This is a genomic window from Rhizobium sp. 05N49 (assembly GCF_056396805.1).
Genome location: NZ_JBFTME010000007.1, coordinates 320,795 through 336,662, shown reverse-complemented (window position 1 = coordinate 336,662; position 15,868 = coordinate 320,795). Strand labels below are relative to the sequence as shown.

Annotated in this window: 11 protein-coding genes; 8 read left to right on the top strand and 3 right to left on the bottom strand. The window is 61.6% G+C overall.

Features of this window, described 5'->3' with window-relative positions; all coding sequences use genetic code 11:
* Positions 1 to 175 precede the first annotated feature (175 nt).
* The gene (locus AC1DF8_RS17055; RefSeq protein WP_478154230.1) at positions 176 to 3,028 is read left to right on the top strand and encodes an Rne/Rng family ribonuclease; all 2,853 of its coding nucleotides are present in this window, start codon (positions 176 to 178) and stop codon (positions 3,026 to 3,028) included.
* A gap of 107 nt (positions 3,029 to 3,135) precedes the next feature.
* Here AC1DF8_RS17055 and AC1DF8_RS17050 read toward each other — a convergent pair whose 3' ends face one another.
* Together AC1DF8_RS17050 and AC1DF8_RS17045 are read right to left on the bottom strand one after the other, a co-directional pair.
* The gene (locus AC1DF8_RS17050) at positions 3,136 to 3,753 is read right to left on the bottom strand and encodes a GNAT family N-acetyltransferase (protein WP_478154229.1); all 618 of its coding nucleotides are present in this window, start codon (positions 3,751 to 3,753) and stop codon (positions 3,136 to 3,138) included.
* A complete protein-coding gene (locus tag AC1DF8_RS17045; protein ID WP_478154228.1) occupies positions 3,753 to 5,411 on the bottom strand; it encodes an acyl-CoA dehydrogenase family protein in 1,659 nt (552 codons plus the stop codon). Before AC1DF8_RS17045 ends, AC1DF8_RS17050 begins: the two co-directional genes overlap by 1 nt.
* A 283-nt stretch (positions 5,412 to 5,694) precedes the next feature.
* Between AC1DF8_RS17045 and AC1DF8_RS17040 the strand changes: the two genes are divergently transcribed.
* From AC1DF8_RS17040 to dprA, 4 genes are read left to right on the top strand one after another with little or no spacing between them, the layout of a single operon-like run.
* Positions 5,695 to 6,651, top strand: coding sequence for an aspartate carbamoyltransferase catalytic subunit (locus AC1DF8_RS17040; RefSeq protein ID WP_112544507.1), 957 nt, complete (start codon positions 5,695 to 5,697; stop codon positions 6,649 to 6,651).
* On the top strand, positions 6,648 to 7,940 hold the full coding sequence (locus AC1DF8_RS17035; protein WP_478154227.1) for a dihydroorotase: 1,293 nt from the start codon (positions 6,648 to 6,650) through the stop codon (positions 7,938 to 7,940). Before AC1DF8_RS17040 ends, AC1DF8_RS17035 begins: the two co-directional genes overlap by 4 nt.
* Positions 7,941 to 7,985: 45 nt before the next feature.
* A complete protein-coding gene (plsY, locus tag AC1DF8_RS17030; protein ID WP_112544510.1) occupies positions 7,986 to 8,606 on the top strand; it encodes a glycerol-3-phosphate 1-O-acyltransferase PlsY in 621 nt (206 codons plus the stop codon).
* Positions 8,606 to 9,754: a DNA-processing protein DprA gene (gene dprA / locus AC1DF8_RS17025; protein ID WP_478154226.1), complete on the top strand. Its 1,149-nt coding sequence runs from the start codon at positions 8,606 to 8,608 to the stop codon at positions 9,752 to 9,754. The genes plsY and dprA overlap by 1 nt, the downstream gene beginning before the upstream one ends.
* Here the strand turns inward: dprA and AC1DF8_RS17020 are convergent.
* Entirely contained in the window at positions 9,734 to 9,940 is a 207-nt protein-coding gene (locus AC1DF8_RS17020) for a hypothetical protein (protein ID WP_112544513.1), read from the bottom strand. The genes dprA and AC1DF8_RS17020 overlap by 21 nt on opposite strands.
* 257 nt (positions 9,941 to 10,197) lie before the next feature.
* Here AC1DF8_RS17020 and topA point away from each other — a divergent pair, with 257 nt between their 5' ends.
* The 3 genes from topA to AC1DF8_RS17005 are packed head-to-tail and all read left to right on the top strand — an operon-like array spanning position 10,198 to position 15,716.
* Positions 10,198 to 12,873 (top strand): type I DNA topoisomerase, encoded by a 2,676-nt coding sequence (gene topA, locus AC1DF8_RS17015; RefSeq protein WP_183887963.1) that lies wholly within the window; start codon positions 10,198 to 10,200, stop codon positions 12,871 to 12,873.
* Between the two features lie 2 nt (positions 12,874 to 12,875).
* On the top strand, positions 12,876 to 15,245 hold the full coding sequence (gene rnr, locus AC1DF8_RS17010) for a ribonuclease R (protein WP_113014070.1): 2,370 nt from the start codon (positions 12,876 to 12,878) through the stop codon (positions 15,243 to 15,245).
* A gap of 18 nt (positions 15,246 to 15,263) precedes the next feature.
* A complete protein-coding gene (locus AC1DF8_RS17005; protein ID WP_112544519.1) occupies positions 15,264 to 15,716 on the top strand; it encodes a DUF983 domain-containing protein in 453 nt (150 codons plus the stop codon).
* Positions 15,717 to 15,868 lie beyond the last annotated feature (152 nt).

Genomic DNA, 15,868 nt, shown 5'->3' with positions numbered 1-15,868 from the left:
CTGAAGTGTACAGGCCCCGGAACGAAATCGTTCCGGCTGCGGTCTGGCTGCTGCCTTCTCCCTCGCACCAATCGCGACTTTCATTATCCGGCGCGGCCACGGCGGACCGCATTCTTCCTGTGTCAACAGCAGTCGGGAATGCGCTCTCGCGGCCTCGCCGAGGAGCTCAGCTTACATGGCAGACAAAATGCTTATCGATGCGTCTCACGAGGAAGAGACGCGCGTCGTTGTCGTTCGCGGGAACCGCATAGAAGAATTTGACTTCGAGTCCCAGCACAAGAAGCAAATCCGCGGCAACATCTATCTTGCAAAGGTAACGAGGGTCGAACCCTCGCTGCAGGCCGCCTTCGTCGATTACGGCGGCAACCGGCACGGCTTCCTGGCCTTCGCCGAAATCCACCCTGATTATTACCAGATACCGCTGGCAGATCGCCAGGCCCTGCTTCGCGCCGAAGCGGAGGAGCATCGCCGCGACGAGGATGTCGAGCATGTCGAGACTGCCCCGCTCGTCGATCTCTCGACCCAGGATCAGCCCGATATCGGCATCGTTCCGGTCGAGCAGCCCGAGGCGGTTGCTGCAGAAGAAGTAGCGGCTCCCGCCGAAGAGGCTGCACCCGTCGCCGAAGAAGCGCCGGCCAAGAAGCCCCGCGCCCGCCGCAGCCGCAAGAAGGCAGCCGAGCCGGTTGCAGAAGAAGCAGCGGCGCCGGAAGCATCGGTCGCCGACAACGATGACGAAGGTTCGACCGGCGGCGAGATGGCCGCGATGGTTGAAACGGACACCATCTCTGAGGATGTCGACGTTTCCAAGCGTCGTCATGACGACGACGATGATGACGACGATCATGGCGAAGAGGAAGTCATCGAATCCGTCGGCGCCGAAGACGCGATGGAAGAGGTTCCGGATCGTGTTCAGCGCAAGCCGCGCAAGCAATACCGCATCCAGGAAGTCATCAAGCGCCGCCAGATCCTGCTGGTGCAGGTCGCCAAGGAAGAGCGCGGCAACAAGGGTGCTGCCCTCACCACCTATCTCTCGCTCGCAGGCCGCTATTCGGTTCTGATGCCGAACACGGCGCGCGGCGGCGGCATTTCCCGCAAGATCACCAACCCGCAGGACCGCAAGCGGCTGAAGGAAATCGCCCGCATGCTGGAAGTGCCGCAGGGCATGGGCGTGATCCTGCGCACGGCCGGTGCCAACCGTACCAAGGTCGAGGTCAAGCGCGACTTCGAATACCTGATGCGCCTGTGGGAGAACGTCCGCACGCTGACGCTCGCCTCGACGGCTCCCTGCCTCGTCTACGAGGAAGGATCGCTCATCAAGCGCTCGATCCGCGACCTCTACAACAAGGATATCGGCGAGATCATCGTCTCCGGCGAAGAAGGCTATCGCGAAGCGAAAGACTTCATGAAGATGCTGATGCCGAGCCACGCCAAGGTGGTTCAGCCCTATCGCGATCTCCACCCGATCTTCTCGCGCTCCGGCATCGAGGCGCAGCTCGACCGTATGCTGCAGCCGCAGGTGACGCTGAAGTCCGGCGGCTATCTGATCATGAACCAGACGGAAGCGCTGGTTTCGATCGACGTCAACTCCGGCCGTTCGACCCGCGAACACTCGATCGAAGACACGGCCCTCCAGACGAACCTCGAAGCAGCGGACGAAGTCGCCCGCCAGCTTCGTCTGCGCGACCTTGCCGGCCTGATCGTCATCGACTTCATCGACATGGAAGAGAAGCGCAACAACCGCGCTGTCGAGAAGAAGCTGAAGGAATGCCTGAAGAACGACCGCGCCCGCATCCAGGTCGGCCGTATCTCGCATTTCGGCCTTCTGGAAATGTCGCGCCAGCGCATCCGTGCTTCCGTTCTGGAATCGACAACGCAGGTCTGCTCGCATTGCGGCGGCACCGGTCACGTCCGTTCGCAGTCTTCCGTTGCGCTTCATGTCCTGCGCGGCGTCGAGGAATATCTGCTCAAGAACACGACGCACAATATCACGGTTCGCACGACGCCCGATATCGCGCTCTACCTGCTCAACCACAAGCGCCAGACGATCGTCGATTATGAAGCCCGCTTCGGTGTGGCGATCATCATCGATGCTGACGGTTCGGTCGGCGCGCAGCATTTCGCGATCGATCGCGGCGAGCCGGTCGAAAACCCTGTCAAGATCGAAAGCCTCTTCAACTTCGCAGCCATCCCCGATGACGATGATGACGATGTCGTTATCGAGCACGACGAGGAGGAAGACGAAGAGTTGGAAGAAAAGCCTGCCGCCGCCGAACGCCCTGCTGCCCGTGCAGAGGCCGAAGGCGAAGGTGGACGCAAGCGCAAGCGCCGCCGCCGTCGTCGCGGCCGCAACGGCAATGCCGAGCAGCAGGTTGCTGCAGATGCAGTTTCCGGCGAAGCTGACGATGGCGATGAGGGCGAGGACGAAGGCAGCGAGGGCGACAGTGATGCCGCCGAAGGTGCTGCGGAGGAACGCGCCGAAGGTGACGACTCCCAGCGCCGCAAGCGCCGCCGTCGCGGCAAGCGTGGCGGTCGTCGCAACCGTGGTGATGAAGGCGCCGAGACGGGCGCTGCTTCCGAGGGCGGCGATGCCGACGAAGGTGATGATACCGCAGCCGAGGAAAGCACAGAGACCGAAGCCGAAGTAATCGAAGTCGCGACGATCGACGTTGTCGATGCTCAGCCAGCTATGGCGGCTGTCGAAGGCAGCGAGAGCGTTGCCGAAGAGGTCAAGCCGGCACGGGGCCGTGGCCGCGGTCGTCGCAAGGCTGATGCTGCGCCTTCGCCGGTCGAAGAGCCTGTGATCGAAGCGCCGGCTGTGGAAGCAGAAGCCGAGCCGGAAGTGACGGAAGCGTCTGCAGATCTTGCCGAACCTGTTCAGGAAGAGGCCAAGCCGGCTCGCGCTAACCGCGGATCCAATATCTCGTCTTCCGAGCCGACGGTCACCTCGAACCGCACCGATAACGGTGAGGCCGAAGGTGAAGGCAAGCCGAAGAAGGCAGGCTGGTGGCAGCGCCGCGGCTTCTTCTGAACGCTGATTTTCGGCGATAAGTGACATGATCCGGCTGCGGCGACGCAGCCGGATTTTTTTTGTGCCACAGATGACGAATGCTCAGCCTGTGATGAAAAGGGAAAGACTTAGAGCGTGCGGCCGAACCAGACAGAGGCTTCCGATGCCGGAACGAGCGGCGGGAGCAGACGCTCGAAGCCGCGGGAGGACCAGAAGCGCAGGCCGCCCTGGTTGTCGGCATTGACGCCAAGGTGAATGCCGCACACACCTGCCTGACGCGCTTCAGATATCCATCGCTCCAGAAGACGACTTCCGACACCCTGCCCCTGCAGGCGCGGCATCAGGTTCATGTGGATATGGGCCGGGTAGGCCGTGACGATCTCAGCCCACATAGTGCGCGGATGATGGATCGCGAAGCTGCGGCGCTCGTCGGCCATCCATCCAGAGGGATCGCCGGCCGGATCGGCATATTGATCGCGCAGAGCCGGCCACCAGTCACGTTCAAGGCGCGTTTCGAAGGCGGCTGTATCGTAGGCGCCGACGATGTAGCCGGCGATTCCGATCTCATCCTCCGCAACGAGGGTCGCTTGCGGGTTGAGCACGACATAGGGCGCAGAATAGATATGGCCGATCAGGCGGCCATCACGGTAGAGGTGGCTCGCATCCTGACCGCCATTGCCGGTCGCAAGCGAAATGCCGTAGATCTGATCGAGATCGTCCCGCCGTGCGTTCCGAAACACCTGCATCAGGCCGCTGGCGGGTAAAGCAGATCGACGATGTAGCTGGCGTCGAAACGGGAATCGAGCATGCCGTAGGTCGACCGCCAGCCGCCCGCCAGACGGGTCTCGATGAAAGCGTCGGCAATGCGCCCTGCCCCGAGCCGATAGAGCTCGGCGGCGCCGGCAACGAGCGCCAGCTGCTCGACGAGCAGGCGGGCAGCGCCCTCATCCTGTTCGCAAAGCGCGATTGCGGCGCGCAGCACATCGATCGTCTTCTTTCCGGCCGGTCCAAGATCGCGCGCAAAACCTGCAAACACCGCCTCGAACAGATCCTTGCCGCGGTTCAGCACACGCAGCACATCGAGCGCCATGACGTTGCCAGAACCTTCCCAGATCGCATTGACCGGCGCTTCGCGGTAGTGGCGGGCGATCGGGCGTTCTTCGATGTAACCGCTGCCGCCGATGCATTCCATCGCCTCGTAGATCAACGACGGGGCAATCTTGCAGCACCAGTATTTGGCGACCGGTGTCATGACGCGGGCATAGGCGGCATCTTCGGCATTGCCGCGCGCCTTGTCGAAGGCATCGGCCAGGCGGAAGGAAAGAGCCGTTGCGGCGGCAACATCGAGCGCCATGTCGGCGAGCACCCGCGTCATGATCGGCTGATTGACCAGCATCTTGCCAAAAACGCTGCGGCCGCGGGTGTGATGCACGGCTTCGGCCAGCGATGCGCGCATGATGCCCGAGGAGGCAAGCGCGCAATCGAGCCGCGTCAGCGTCACCATATCGAGGATGGTACGGATGCCGGCATCAGGACCGCCGAGCAGGAAACCGAACGTATCGGTGAACTCCACTTCGGACGAAGCATTCGAGCGGTTGCCGACCTTGTCCTTCAGGCGCTGGAATTGCAGGCCGTTGGCGGAACCATCTTCCAGCAGCCGCGGCACCAGGAAGCAGCCCATGCCTTCCTTGGTCTGCGCCAGCATGATGAAGGCGTCGCTCATCGGCGCGGACATGAACCATTTATGGCCGGAGAGCCGGTAAATGCCTTCGCTCACTTTTTCCGCGGCGGTCTTGTTGGCGCGAACATCCGTACCGCCCTGTTTCTCCGTCATGCCCATGCCGATCGTCACGGCGGACTTCTGCATGGCCGGACGGTTCGACGAGTCATATTTGCGCGACAGGATCTTGGGCGCCCAGTCCTTCTGCACCGCAGGCGAGGCCGAGAGAGCGGCAACGGATGCGCTCGTCATCGTCAACGGGCAAAGATGGCCGGATTCAAGTTGCGCCGTCAGGTAGAAACGGGCTGCGCGAATATGGTGGGCCTGATCCTTGGCCTCCGTATCGGCCTGCGGATCCCAGACGGAAGAGTGCAGGCCGGATGCCATGGAACGGCGCATCAGCGCATGCCAGGCGGGGTGGAATTCGACGATATCAAGACGTTCGCCGCGCGGGCCATGGGTGCGCAGCTGCGGCGTGCCCTGGTTTGCCATGCGCGCCAGTTCCTGCGCTTCCGGCGAGGTCACGAAACGACCCATGTTTTCAAGGTCTTCACGGATGGTGCGCGGCAGCGTGGCAGTCAGATCGACGATCAGCGGATCGGATCTATAGGCATTGATTCCCGACCAGAGGCTTGGCTGGTTGAGTTCGGCGAGTTTGTCTTCAGTCCGGTTTGCGGAGGTCATTGTTCGCTTCTATTTCATGGACCCGGAAAAAGGAAACCGGAAGTTCGTGATTCGCAGATTTCTGCTCTACAGCGCCGCGCCTCTTTTCAGACGCGCAAAGGACGCTGTAGCACCTTAAATTGCTGCATAATTTTATCCATAAATCGATTCCGATTTAAGGAATCATGCAGTAGCGGGATTCGACGGAAAATGCATGGGGAACATGGGATTTGCGCACAGCACGCGCTTGCCCCTTCCCCCCGCACTCTTTATAGACCCCGCGAAGACAAGAAGAGGCAGGGTCATGGTCTTTTTCCCCCACCGCCACCTCATTGGCATCAAGGGCCTCACCGAGCAGGATATTACCTATCTTCTCGACAAGGCTGACGAAGCCGTCAAGATCAGCCGACAGAGAGAAAAAAAGACGTCGACCCTTCGGGGACTGACGCAGATCAACCTCTTCTTCGAGGCATCGACACGAACGCAAGCCTCCTTCGAACTCGCAGGCAAGCGCCTCGGCGCCGACGTGATGAACATGTCGGTCGGCAATTCCTCTGTGAAGAAGGGCGAGACGCTGATCGACACGGCGATGACGCTGAACGCGATGCGACCGGACGTCCTGATCATCCGCCACTCCAGCGCCGGTGCCGCGGCACTTCTCGCCCAGAAGGTCTCCTGCTCCGTCGTCAATGCCGGCGATGGCCAGCACGAGCACCCGACACAGGCGCTGCTCGACGCGCTGACGATCCGCCGCGCGAAAGGCCGGCTGTCGCGTATCATCGTGGCAATCTGCGGCGACGTCCTGCATTCACGCGTGGCGCGCTCCAACATCCTGCTTCTGAACGCCATGGGCGCCAGGGTGCGTGTTGTCGCTCCTGCCACGCTGCTGCCGGCCGGCATTGCGGAGATGGGCGTCGAAGTCTTCCATTCGATGAAGGAAGGGCTGAAGGACGCGGATGTGGTGATGATGCTGCGGCTGCAGCGCGAGCGCATGTCCGGCGCCTTCGTGCCGTCGGTGCGCGAATATTATCACTTTTACGGCCTCGACGCGGAAACGCTGAAGGCGGCGAAGGACGATGCGCTCGTCATGCATCCAGGACCGATGAACCGCGGCGTGGAAATCGCCTCCGAAGTCGCGGACGGCCCGCAGAGCGTGATTGCCGAACAGGTGGAAATGGGGGTCGCGGTACGCATGGCCGTCATGGAGACGCTGCTGGTTTCCCAGAACCAGGGACCCCGCACCGATGGAGTGGGCGCATGAGCAATCTCGTCCTCAAGAATGTCCGCATCGTTGATCCCTCTCGCAACCTGGATGAAGTCGGCACCATCATCGCCAAGGACGGCCTGATCGTCGCAGCCGGCAAGGAGGCGCAGAACCAGGGTGCCCCCGAAGGTGCGACTGTTCGCGATTGCACCGGCCTCGTCGCCACGCCTGGCCTCGTCGACGCACGCGTCCATGTCGGCGAACCGGGCGGCGAGCACCGCGAGACGATCGCTTCGGCAAGCCGCGCTGCGGCAGCGGGCGGCGTGACCTCCATCATCATGATGCCGGATACCCATCCGGTCATCGACGACATCGCGCTGGTCGAGTTCGTCAAGAAGACGGCGCGGGATACGGCCATAGTCAACGTCTATCCGGCAGCGGCCATCACCAAGGGTCTTTCCGGCGAGGAGATGACGGAATTCGGTCTGCTCATGCAGGCAGGCGCCGTCGCCTTCACCGATGCGCATTCCAGCATCTCCGATACGCAGGTGCTACGCCGGGTGATGACCTATGCCCGCGAATTCGGCGCCGTCATTTCCTGCGCCACGCGTGACAAATATCTTGGCGCCAACGGTGTCATGCATGAAGGCCTGCTTGCAAGCTGGCTCGGCCTCTCCGGCATTCCGAAGGAAGCGGAGGTGATCCCGCTCGAACGCGATCTGCGCATCGCCCAACTGACGCGCGGCAATTACCATGCGGCCATGATCTCCGTCCCGGAATCGGTCGAGGCGATCGAGCTCGCCCGCTCGCGCGGCGTCAAGGTCACATGCGGCGTCTCGATCAACAATCTGGCGCTGAACGAGAACGACATCGGCGAGTACCGCACCTTCTTCAAGCTCTATCCGCCGTTGCGCTCCGAGGACGACCGGGTTGCCATGGCAGACGCGCTGGCCAGGGGAGCGATCGATATCATCGTGTCCTCGCACGATCCGCAGGATGTCGACACCAAGCGTCTGCCCTTCGGCGAAGCGGAGGACGGCGCTGTCGGTCTCGAAACCATGCTGGCGGCGGCCTTGCGCCTGTATCACAGCGAGCAGGTCAGCCTGATGCGGCTGATCGATGCGATGTCGACGCGCCCGGCGCAGATCTTCGGTCTTGATGCCGGCACCCTGAAACCAGGCGCCAAGGCGGATATCGCTCTCATCGACATCGAGGAGCCTTGGCTTGTCGCCAAGGACATGCTTCTTTCCCGCTCGAAGAACACGCCTTTCGAGGATGCGCGATTCAGCGGGCGGGCGATTGCGACCTACGTCGCGGGCAAGCTGGTTTACGGATTGCAGAACTGAGGGCCGCCTTGAGGGCAGATTCTCGTCAGAAGATTGGGAAGCAAAATGATATCTGATCTTGTCACCTGGCAGATTACGCTGCCTCTGGCACTTGCCGCCGTCGTGGTCGGCTACCTGCTCGGCTCCATCCCGTTCGGTCTCATCCTCACACGCGCTGCCGGCCTTGGGGACGTGCGCAGCATCGGCTCCGGCAACATCGGCGCCACGAACGTTCTGCGTACCGGCAACAAGAAGCTCGCGGCGGCGACCTTGCTGCTCGACGCGCTGAAGGCCGCCGCTGCGGCCTGGATCATGGCCTATTTCGCGGGAGAGGAAGCGGGCATCATCGCCGGTTTCTTTGCCTTCATCGGCCATCTCTTCCCGGTCTGGATCGGCTTCAAGGGCGGCAAGGGCGTCGCCACCTATATCGGCACATTGCTTGGCGTAGCACCGCTCATGGTTCTGCTCTTTGCAGCCGTCTGGCTGGGGACGGCCTTTATCAGCCGCTATTCCTCACTTTCTGCTCTGCTTGCGATGCTTGTCATTCCGGTTGCATTGTGGATATTGGGCGACGAAAAGGTTGCGGCGATCATGGCGATCATGAGCGTCATCTCCTACTGGAAGCACAAGGCCAATATCTCCCGTCTGATGAGCGGGACGGAAAGCAAGATCGGGGCTAAGGGGTAATGGACGCACTCAGCGCAAAGCCAAAAGGAATTGCGCTGACGGATAGACAGAGGATCGCGTGGCTGCGGCTGATCCGTTCCGACAATGTCGGACCTGCAACCTTTCGCGATCTCATCAATCATTTCGGTTCGGCGGAAGCAGCACTTTCCATGTTGCCGGAACTGTCGGCACGCGGCGGCGCGACGCGCTCGATCCGTATTGCCACTGAGGCTGAAGCATATCGCGAGCTTGAGGCGGTGCAGCGCTTCGGCGCCCGCTTCGTCGGTATCGGCGAACCTGATTATCCGCAGGCATTGCGCCAGATTGACGGCGCACCGCCGCTGCTCGCGGTCAAGGGTGATCTTTCCATATTGAACACGCCTGCGGTCGGCATCGTCGGTTCGCGCAATGCCTCCGTCAGCGGCGCAAAGTTCGCGGCGATGATTGCCAGAGACTGCGGCCGGGCCGGCTATACGGTCGTCTCCGGCCTTGCGCGTGGCATCGATACGGCCGCCCACCGGGCGAGCCTCAATACCGGCACCATCGCCGCAATGGCAGGAGGGCTGGACCAGCCCTACCCGCCTGAAAATGTTGGGCTGCTGGACGAGATATGGAATGGCTATGGGCTTGCCGTCAGCGAGATGCCTTTCGGCTGGGAGCCGCGTGCGCGTGATTTCCCCCGCCGCAACCGGCTGATTGCGGGCATTTCGCTTGGCGTCGCCGTCGTGGAGGCAGCATTCCGTTCAGGTTCACTTATCACGGCGCGGATGGCCGGCGAATTCGGGCGGCTGGTCTTTGCCGTGCCGGGTTCGCCGCTCGATCCGCGATGTCACGGCACGAATGGCCTTCTGAAGGACGGAGCGATGATCGTCACTTCGCCTGAGGATGTCGTGGAAGCGCTGGCGCCGCTCGCTCAGCCCAATCTCTTTTCGCTGTCGTCTGCCGAGGAACCGAAACGCGAAAGTGGCCGGATAGCGCTTCCGCCAGACGACACGGACCGGACGCTCGTCATCGATGCGCTCGGTCCGACGCCGGTGGAGGTCGACGATATCATTCGTCACACCGGTCTTTCGGCTTCCGCCGTCTATCTTGTTCTTCTGGAGCTGGATATGGCCGGTCGGCTGCATCGCCATGCGGGCGGACAGGTTTCAATTTCCATGACCGACTGAGTTGTCATCGATGCGTGACTGCAGGTCTCCGGCTTCCACATAGGCCATTTCGATGAGATAGCAGAGCATCTCCGCATTTTCGTGTTCGGCCACCTTCTGCAATTCTCGGAGCATCTGGCGGATGAAAGCGATGTTTTCGAGCGATTTGGAGCGAGCGGTGTCTTTTCCTGCAACCTTAGGCGCCATAATTGTCTCTCTGAAAACGGAGAGGGCTGCCTTACCAAAGAGCCCGAACCACACTTCAAAAACGATAGCTCAATCATCTTGAATTGCAATAGTCTATAAATCTCGCAATGGTTGCGATGCCCGGCAAAGAGGTAAAATTGAAGCAAACCTCTTGACCGGAGCGAATTCCCTGTCCATGTCGGAGGGCCGGTATTCATGTTGCAGTGCGTGTTGCGCCTGCTTCTTCGCCGGATCGACATCTTTTTTAGAGAATCATCATGAATGTTGTAGTGGTGGAATCGCCTGCCAAGGCCAAGACGATCAATAAGTATCTGGGTCCAGGATACAAAGTGCTCGCCTCTTTCGGCCATGTGCGCGATCTGCCTGCCAAGGACGGCTCCGTCCTTCCGGATCAGGATTTCGAAATGCTGTGGGAGGTGGATGGCGCCTCTTCCAAGCGCATGAAGGATATTGCCGATGCGGTGAAATCCTCCGATGCCCTGTTTCTTGCAACCGACCCTGATCGCGAAGGTGAGGCTATCTCCTGGCATGTGCTGGACCTTCTGAACAAGAAGCGGGTCATCAACGGCAAGCCGGTCAAGCGCGTCGTCTTCAACGCCATTACCAAGAAGGCCGTGCTCGACGCGATGGCCGATCCGCGCGATATCGATGTTCCGCTGGTCGATGCCTATCTGGCACGCCGCGCACTCGACTATCTTGTCGGCTTCAACCTCTCGCCGGTTCTGTGGCGCAAGCTGCCCGGCGCACGTTCGGCCGGCCGCGTGCAGTCTGTCGCTCTGCGCCTTGTCTGCGACCGTGAATCCGAGATCGAACGTTTTATCTCCGAGGAATACTGGAATCTTTCGGCGCTCCTGAAGACGCCGCGCGGAGACGAGTTCGAAGCAAGGCTCGTTGCCGCCAATGGCAAGCGGCTGCAGCCACGATCGATCGGCAATGGCGAGGAAGCCGGCAAGCTGAAGGCGCTGCTTGAGGGTGCAAGCTATGTCGTCGAAAGCGTCGAGGCAAAGCCCGTCAAGCGCAACCCGGCACCGCCGTTTACGACTTCGACGCTGCAGCAGGCCGCCTCTTCCAAGCTCGGCTTCTCGGCATCGCGCACCATGCAGATCGCGCAGAAGCTTTACGAGGGCGTGGACATTGGCGGCGAGACCGTCGGTCTGATCACCTATATGCGTACAGACGGCGTGCAGATGGCGCCGGAAGCGATCGATGCGGCGCGAAGCGCCATCGGCGAGCAGTTCGGTGAACGTTACCTGCCGGAAAAGGCACGCTTCTACTCCACCAAGGCGAAAAACGCCCAGGAAGCGCACGAAGCGATCCGCCCGACCGACTTCAACCGTTCGCCGGATCGCGTCCGCAAGTTCCTGGATGCCGACCAGATCCGTCTCTACGATCTGATCTGGAAGCGCGGCATTGCCAGCCAGATGGCATCGGCCGAAATCGAGCGTACGACAGCTGAAATCATTGCCGACAACAACGGCCAGAAGGCCGGCCTGCGCGCCGTCGGGTCCGTCATCCGCTTCGATGGCTTCATCGCCGCCTATACGGACCAGAAGGAAGATGGCGAGCAGAGCGACGACGCAGATGACGAGGATGGCCGCCTGCCGGAGATCAATGCACGCGAAAATCTCGCCAAGCAGAAGATCAACTCGACGCAGCACTTTACCGAGCCGCCGCCGCGTTACTCCGAAGCCTCGCTCATCAAGAAGATGGAAGAGCTCGGCATCGGTCGCCCATCCACCTATGCCGCAACGCTCGCGACCTTGCGCGACCGCGACTATGTGACGATCGACAAGCGCAAGCTGATCCCGCAGGCGAAAGGGCGTCTCGTCACCGCCTTCCTCGAAAGCTTCTTCACCAAGTATGTCGAATATGACTTCACGGCGGACCTCGAGGAGAAGCTCGACCGGATCTCCGCCGGGGAACTGAACTGGAAGCAGGTTCTTCGCGATTTCTGGAAGGATTTCTTCTCGCAAATCGAAGACACCAAGGAACTGCGCGTCACCAATGTTCTGGATTCGCTCAACGAAGCCCTGGCGCCACTCGTCTTCCCGAAGCGCGAGGACGGTAGTGATCCGCGCATCTGCCAGGTCTGCGGCACCGGCAACCTGTCGCTGAAACTCGGCAAGTACGGCGCTTTCGTCGGCTGCTCGAACTATCCGGAATGCAATTACACCCGCCAGCTTTCCTCCGAAAATGGCGGCGAGGCTGAAGGCGCGGCGCTGAATGAGCCCAAGAACCTCGGCACCGACCCGACCACCGGCGAGGAACTGACGCTGCGTTCGGGCCGTTTCGGCCCCTATATCCAGCGTGGCGATGGCAAGGATGCCAAGCGCTCGTCGCTCCCCAAGGGCTGGAAGCCGGAAGATATCGACTACGAGAAGGCGATGGCGCTGATCTCGCTGCCGCGTGATATCGGTAAACATCCGGAAACCGGCAAGATGATCTCTTCCGGGCTCGGCCGCTACGGACCATTCCTGCTGCATGACGGCACCTATGCCAATCTGGAAAGCATTGAGGATGTTTTCTCGGTCGGTCTCAACCGCGCCGTGACGCTGATTGCCGAAAAGCAGGCCAAGGCGCCGGGAGGAGGCCGCGGCACACCGGCGGCGCTGAAGGAACTGGGCGATCATCCTGACGGTGGTGCGATCACCGTTCGCGACGGACGCTACGGCCCCTATGTCAACTGGGGCAAGGTCAATGCGACGCTGCCGAAGGGCAAGGATCCGCAGGCCATTACCGTCGAGGAAGCGCTGGCCCTGATTGCGGAAAAGGCCGGTAAGGCTCCCGCAGGCAAGACCAAGGCCAAAACAGCTGCGAAGGCTAAGCCAGCCGCGAAGCCGAAGGCCGCGGCGGCCGAAGCAAAGACGACAAAGACTGCCGCAAAGCCGAAAGCAACCAAGGCAAAGGCACCGGCGAAAACGAAAAAGAGCTGAGAGTGGCGAGAGAACCGCGCGAGACTACGAGAGCCATGGGCAAGCGCCCGGGAAAATTCGGACGCGCGAGCAAGGAACCTGCGCCTGAGCCGCTGAACATTGTGCACGGCATCCTGCCGCCGCGAGACGTCATCCTGCGTTTCATCGCCGAGCATCCGCAGAAAGCCTCCAAGCGCGAGCTCGCGAAGGCCTTCGGGCTGAAGGGGGAAAGCCGGGTCGAGCTCAAGCGCCTGCTGCAGGAGCTGGAGCAGGAAGGCATGCTGCAGAAGACGCGCAAGTCGCTGATCCGGCCGGGTGCGCTGCCACCCGTCACCGTGCTCGACATCACCACGCGCGACAAGGATGGCGAGCTGATCGGCCGCCCGGCCGAGTGGCCGGAAGACCAGGGTGTGGCGCCAGCCGTTGCCATTCGCCAGCAATCGCCGGCGGGCCGTCAGGGCAAGAGCAAGGCACCGGTTGCCGGCATGGGTGACCGCATCCTTGCCAAGATATTCCCGGCAGTCGATCGTGGCGGCCCGGCCTATACCGCACGCATCATCAAGGTGATCGACAAGCGTCGGGGCGCCACCATGGGTGTCTTCAAGGACGCGCCGGGTGGTGCCGGACGCCTTCTGCCGATCGACCGGCGCGGCGAGGAAATGGTTATCGATCCCGACTATAAGGGCGATGCCAAAGACGGGGATCTCGTCGAGGTGGAAGTTGCGCGCCTCGGCCGCTTCGGCCTGGCTCGTGCCAAGGTGCTTTCTGTCATCGGCTCCGTCGGTTCGGAAAAGGCGATCTCGATGATCGCAATCCACGCGCACGGCATTCCGCATGTCTTCCCGCCGGCAGCCGTCGCAGAGGCGGATGACGCCAAGCCCGCCACGATGTCGCATCGGGAAGACTGGCGTGACCTGCCGCTGATCACCATCGACCCGGCCGATGCCAAGGACCATGACGACGCCGTTTATGCCGAGGATGATCCATCGGAAGACAATGCGGGCGGCGTCATCGTCACGGTCGCGATTGCCGATGTCTCCTGGTATGTGCGGCCGAATTCGCCGCTCGACAGGGAGGCCTTGAAGCGGGGCAACTCCGTCTATTTTCCGGATCGGGTTGTGCCGATGCTGCCGGAACGAATTTCCAACGATCTCTGCTCGCTGAAGGAAGGCGTGGACCGCCCTGCCCTTGCCGTGCGCATGGTCTTCTCGAAGGACGGCCGCAAGATCGGCCATACCTTCCACCGCATCATGATGAAGAGTGCGGCGAAGCTCTCCTACCAGCAGGCACAGGCGGCAATCGACGGCAAGCCCGACGACAAGACCGGGCCGATGCTTGAGCCGATCCTCAAGCCACTCTGGCACGCCTACGAGACGATGAAGCGCGGCCGCGAACGTCGACAGCCGCTCGAGCTCGACATGCCCGAGCGCAAGATCCTGCTGAAGCCCGATGGTACCGTCGACCGGGTCCACGTGCCGCCTCGTCTCGACGCACACAAGCTGATCGAAGAGATGATGATCCAGGCGAACGTCTCGGCTGCAGAGACGCTGGAGAAAAAGCGCCAGCCGCTGATCTACCGCATCCACGATGGGCCGACGCTTGCCAAGCAGGAAGTGCTGCGCGAATTCCTCGCCACGCTCGGCATATCACTTGCCAAGGGCGGCAACATGCGCGCCAACAACTTCAACGGCATCCTCGCCAAGGCAGATGGCACGCCGCACCAGACCATGGTCAACGAAATGGTGCTGCGCTCGCAGAGTCAGGCCATCTACAGTCCCGAGAATATCGGCCACTTCGGCCTGAATCTGATGAAATACGCGCACTTCACCTCGCCGATCCGGCGCTATGCCGACCTTATCGTGCATCGCGCGCTGGTTGGCTCACTCGGCTTCGGCGAAGGCGGCATCACGCCGGAAGAGGAAGCGACGCTCGACGACATCGCCGCCGAAATCTCCACTTTCGAGCGCCGCGCCATGGCTGCCGAACGCGAGACCGTCGATCGCCTCATCGCTCATCACCTTGCCGGACGTGTCGGCCAGGAATTTGAGGGGCGCGTTTCAGGCGTTACCAAGTCAGGCCTGTTTATCCTGCTTCCGGACTATGGTGCGGACGGCTTCATCCCTATATCTACGCTCGGCACCGACTACTTCATCTATGACGAGGCACATCAGGCGTTATCAGGTGAAAAGACAGGTCTCGGCTATCGTCTCGGCGACGATGTGACCGTGCGCCTGGCCGAGGCGATCCCGCTTGCGGGCGCCCTGCGCTTCGAGATGCTGAGCGAAGGACGCAAGATGCCGACGGCTGTGCGCTCCTTCCACAAGGCAGGGAAACGCGATGCAAATCGCGCCCGCAAGAAGATCGGAACGCGTCCGCCGCGCGGGCGGCGCTAGTTCCGGAAAGGAAAGATCGTGAGCACACCGACAAACGAGGTCGTCCGCTATGGGGATACGCCCGATGTCGAGCGCCCGCTCGGACGCTCCATCATGCGCGGCCTGCTGAACCGCTGTCCGGCCTGCGGCAGCGGCAAACTGTTCCGCGCATTCCTCAAGCCGGTCGACCATTGCGCCGCCTGCGGCGAGGCAATGTATCACCAGCGCGCCGACGACCTGCCGCCCTATCTCGTCATCCTGGTGCTCGGCCACGTCGTCATTGGCGGCTTCATGCTGACTGACATGGTCTTCGTGCTGCCGGTCTGGGTGCATCTTGCCATCTGGGCACCGATCACCGTCATCACGGCGCTTGTCTCGATCCAGCCTATCAAGGGCGGCGTCATAGGCTTGCAGTGGGCGTTGAAGATGCATGGTTTCGGCGGCCATGACGATGAACCCGACGATTACGACACGCCCGGCCGCCAAGCTTGAACACCTTCACCTTCCAGACATATTTCGCGTGTAGTGGCAGCGGCCAGAGCGTCAAGGCTTGTAGCCGACTATCTGCAGAGGAAAGATACGCTCATCATTTCTTGTATGGGGAAAGCTTACACTCAAGAAATCGCCGGCGGATGCCAGAACTA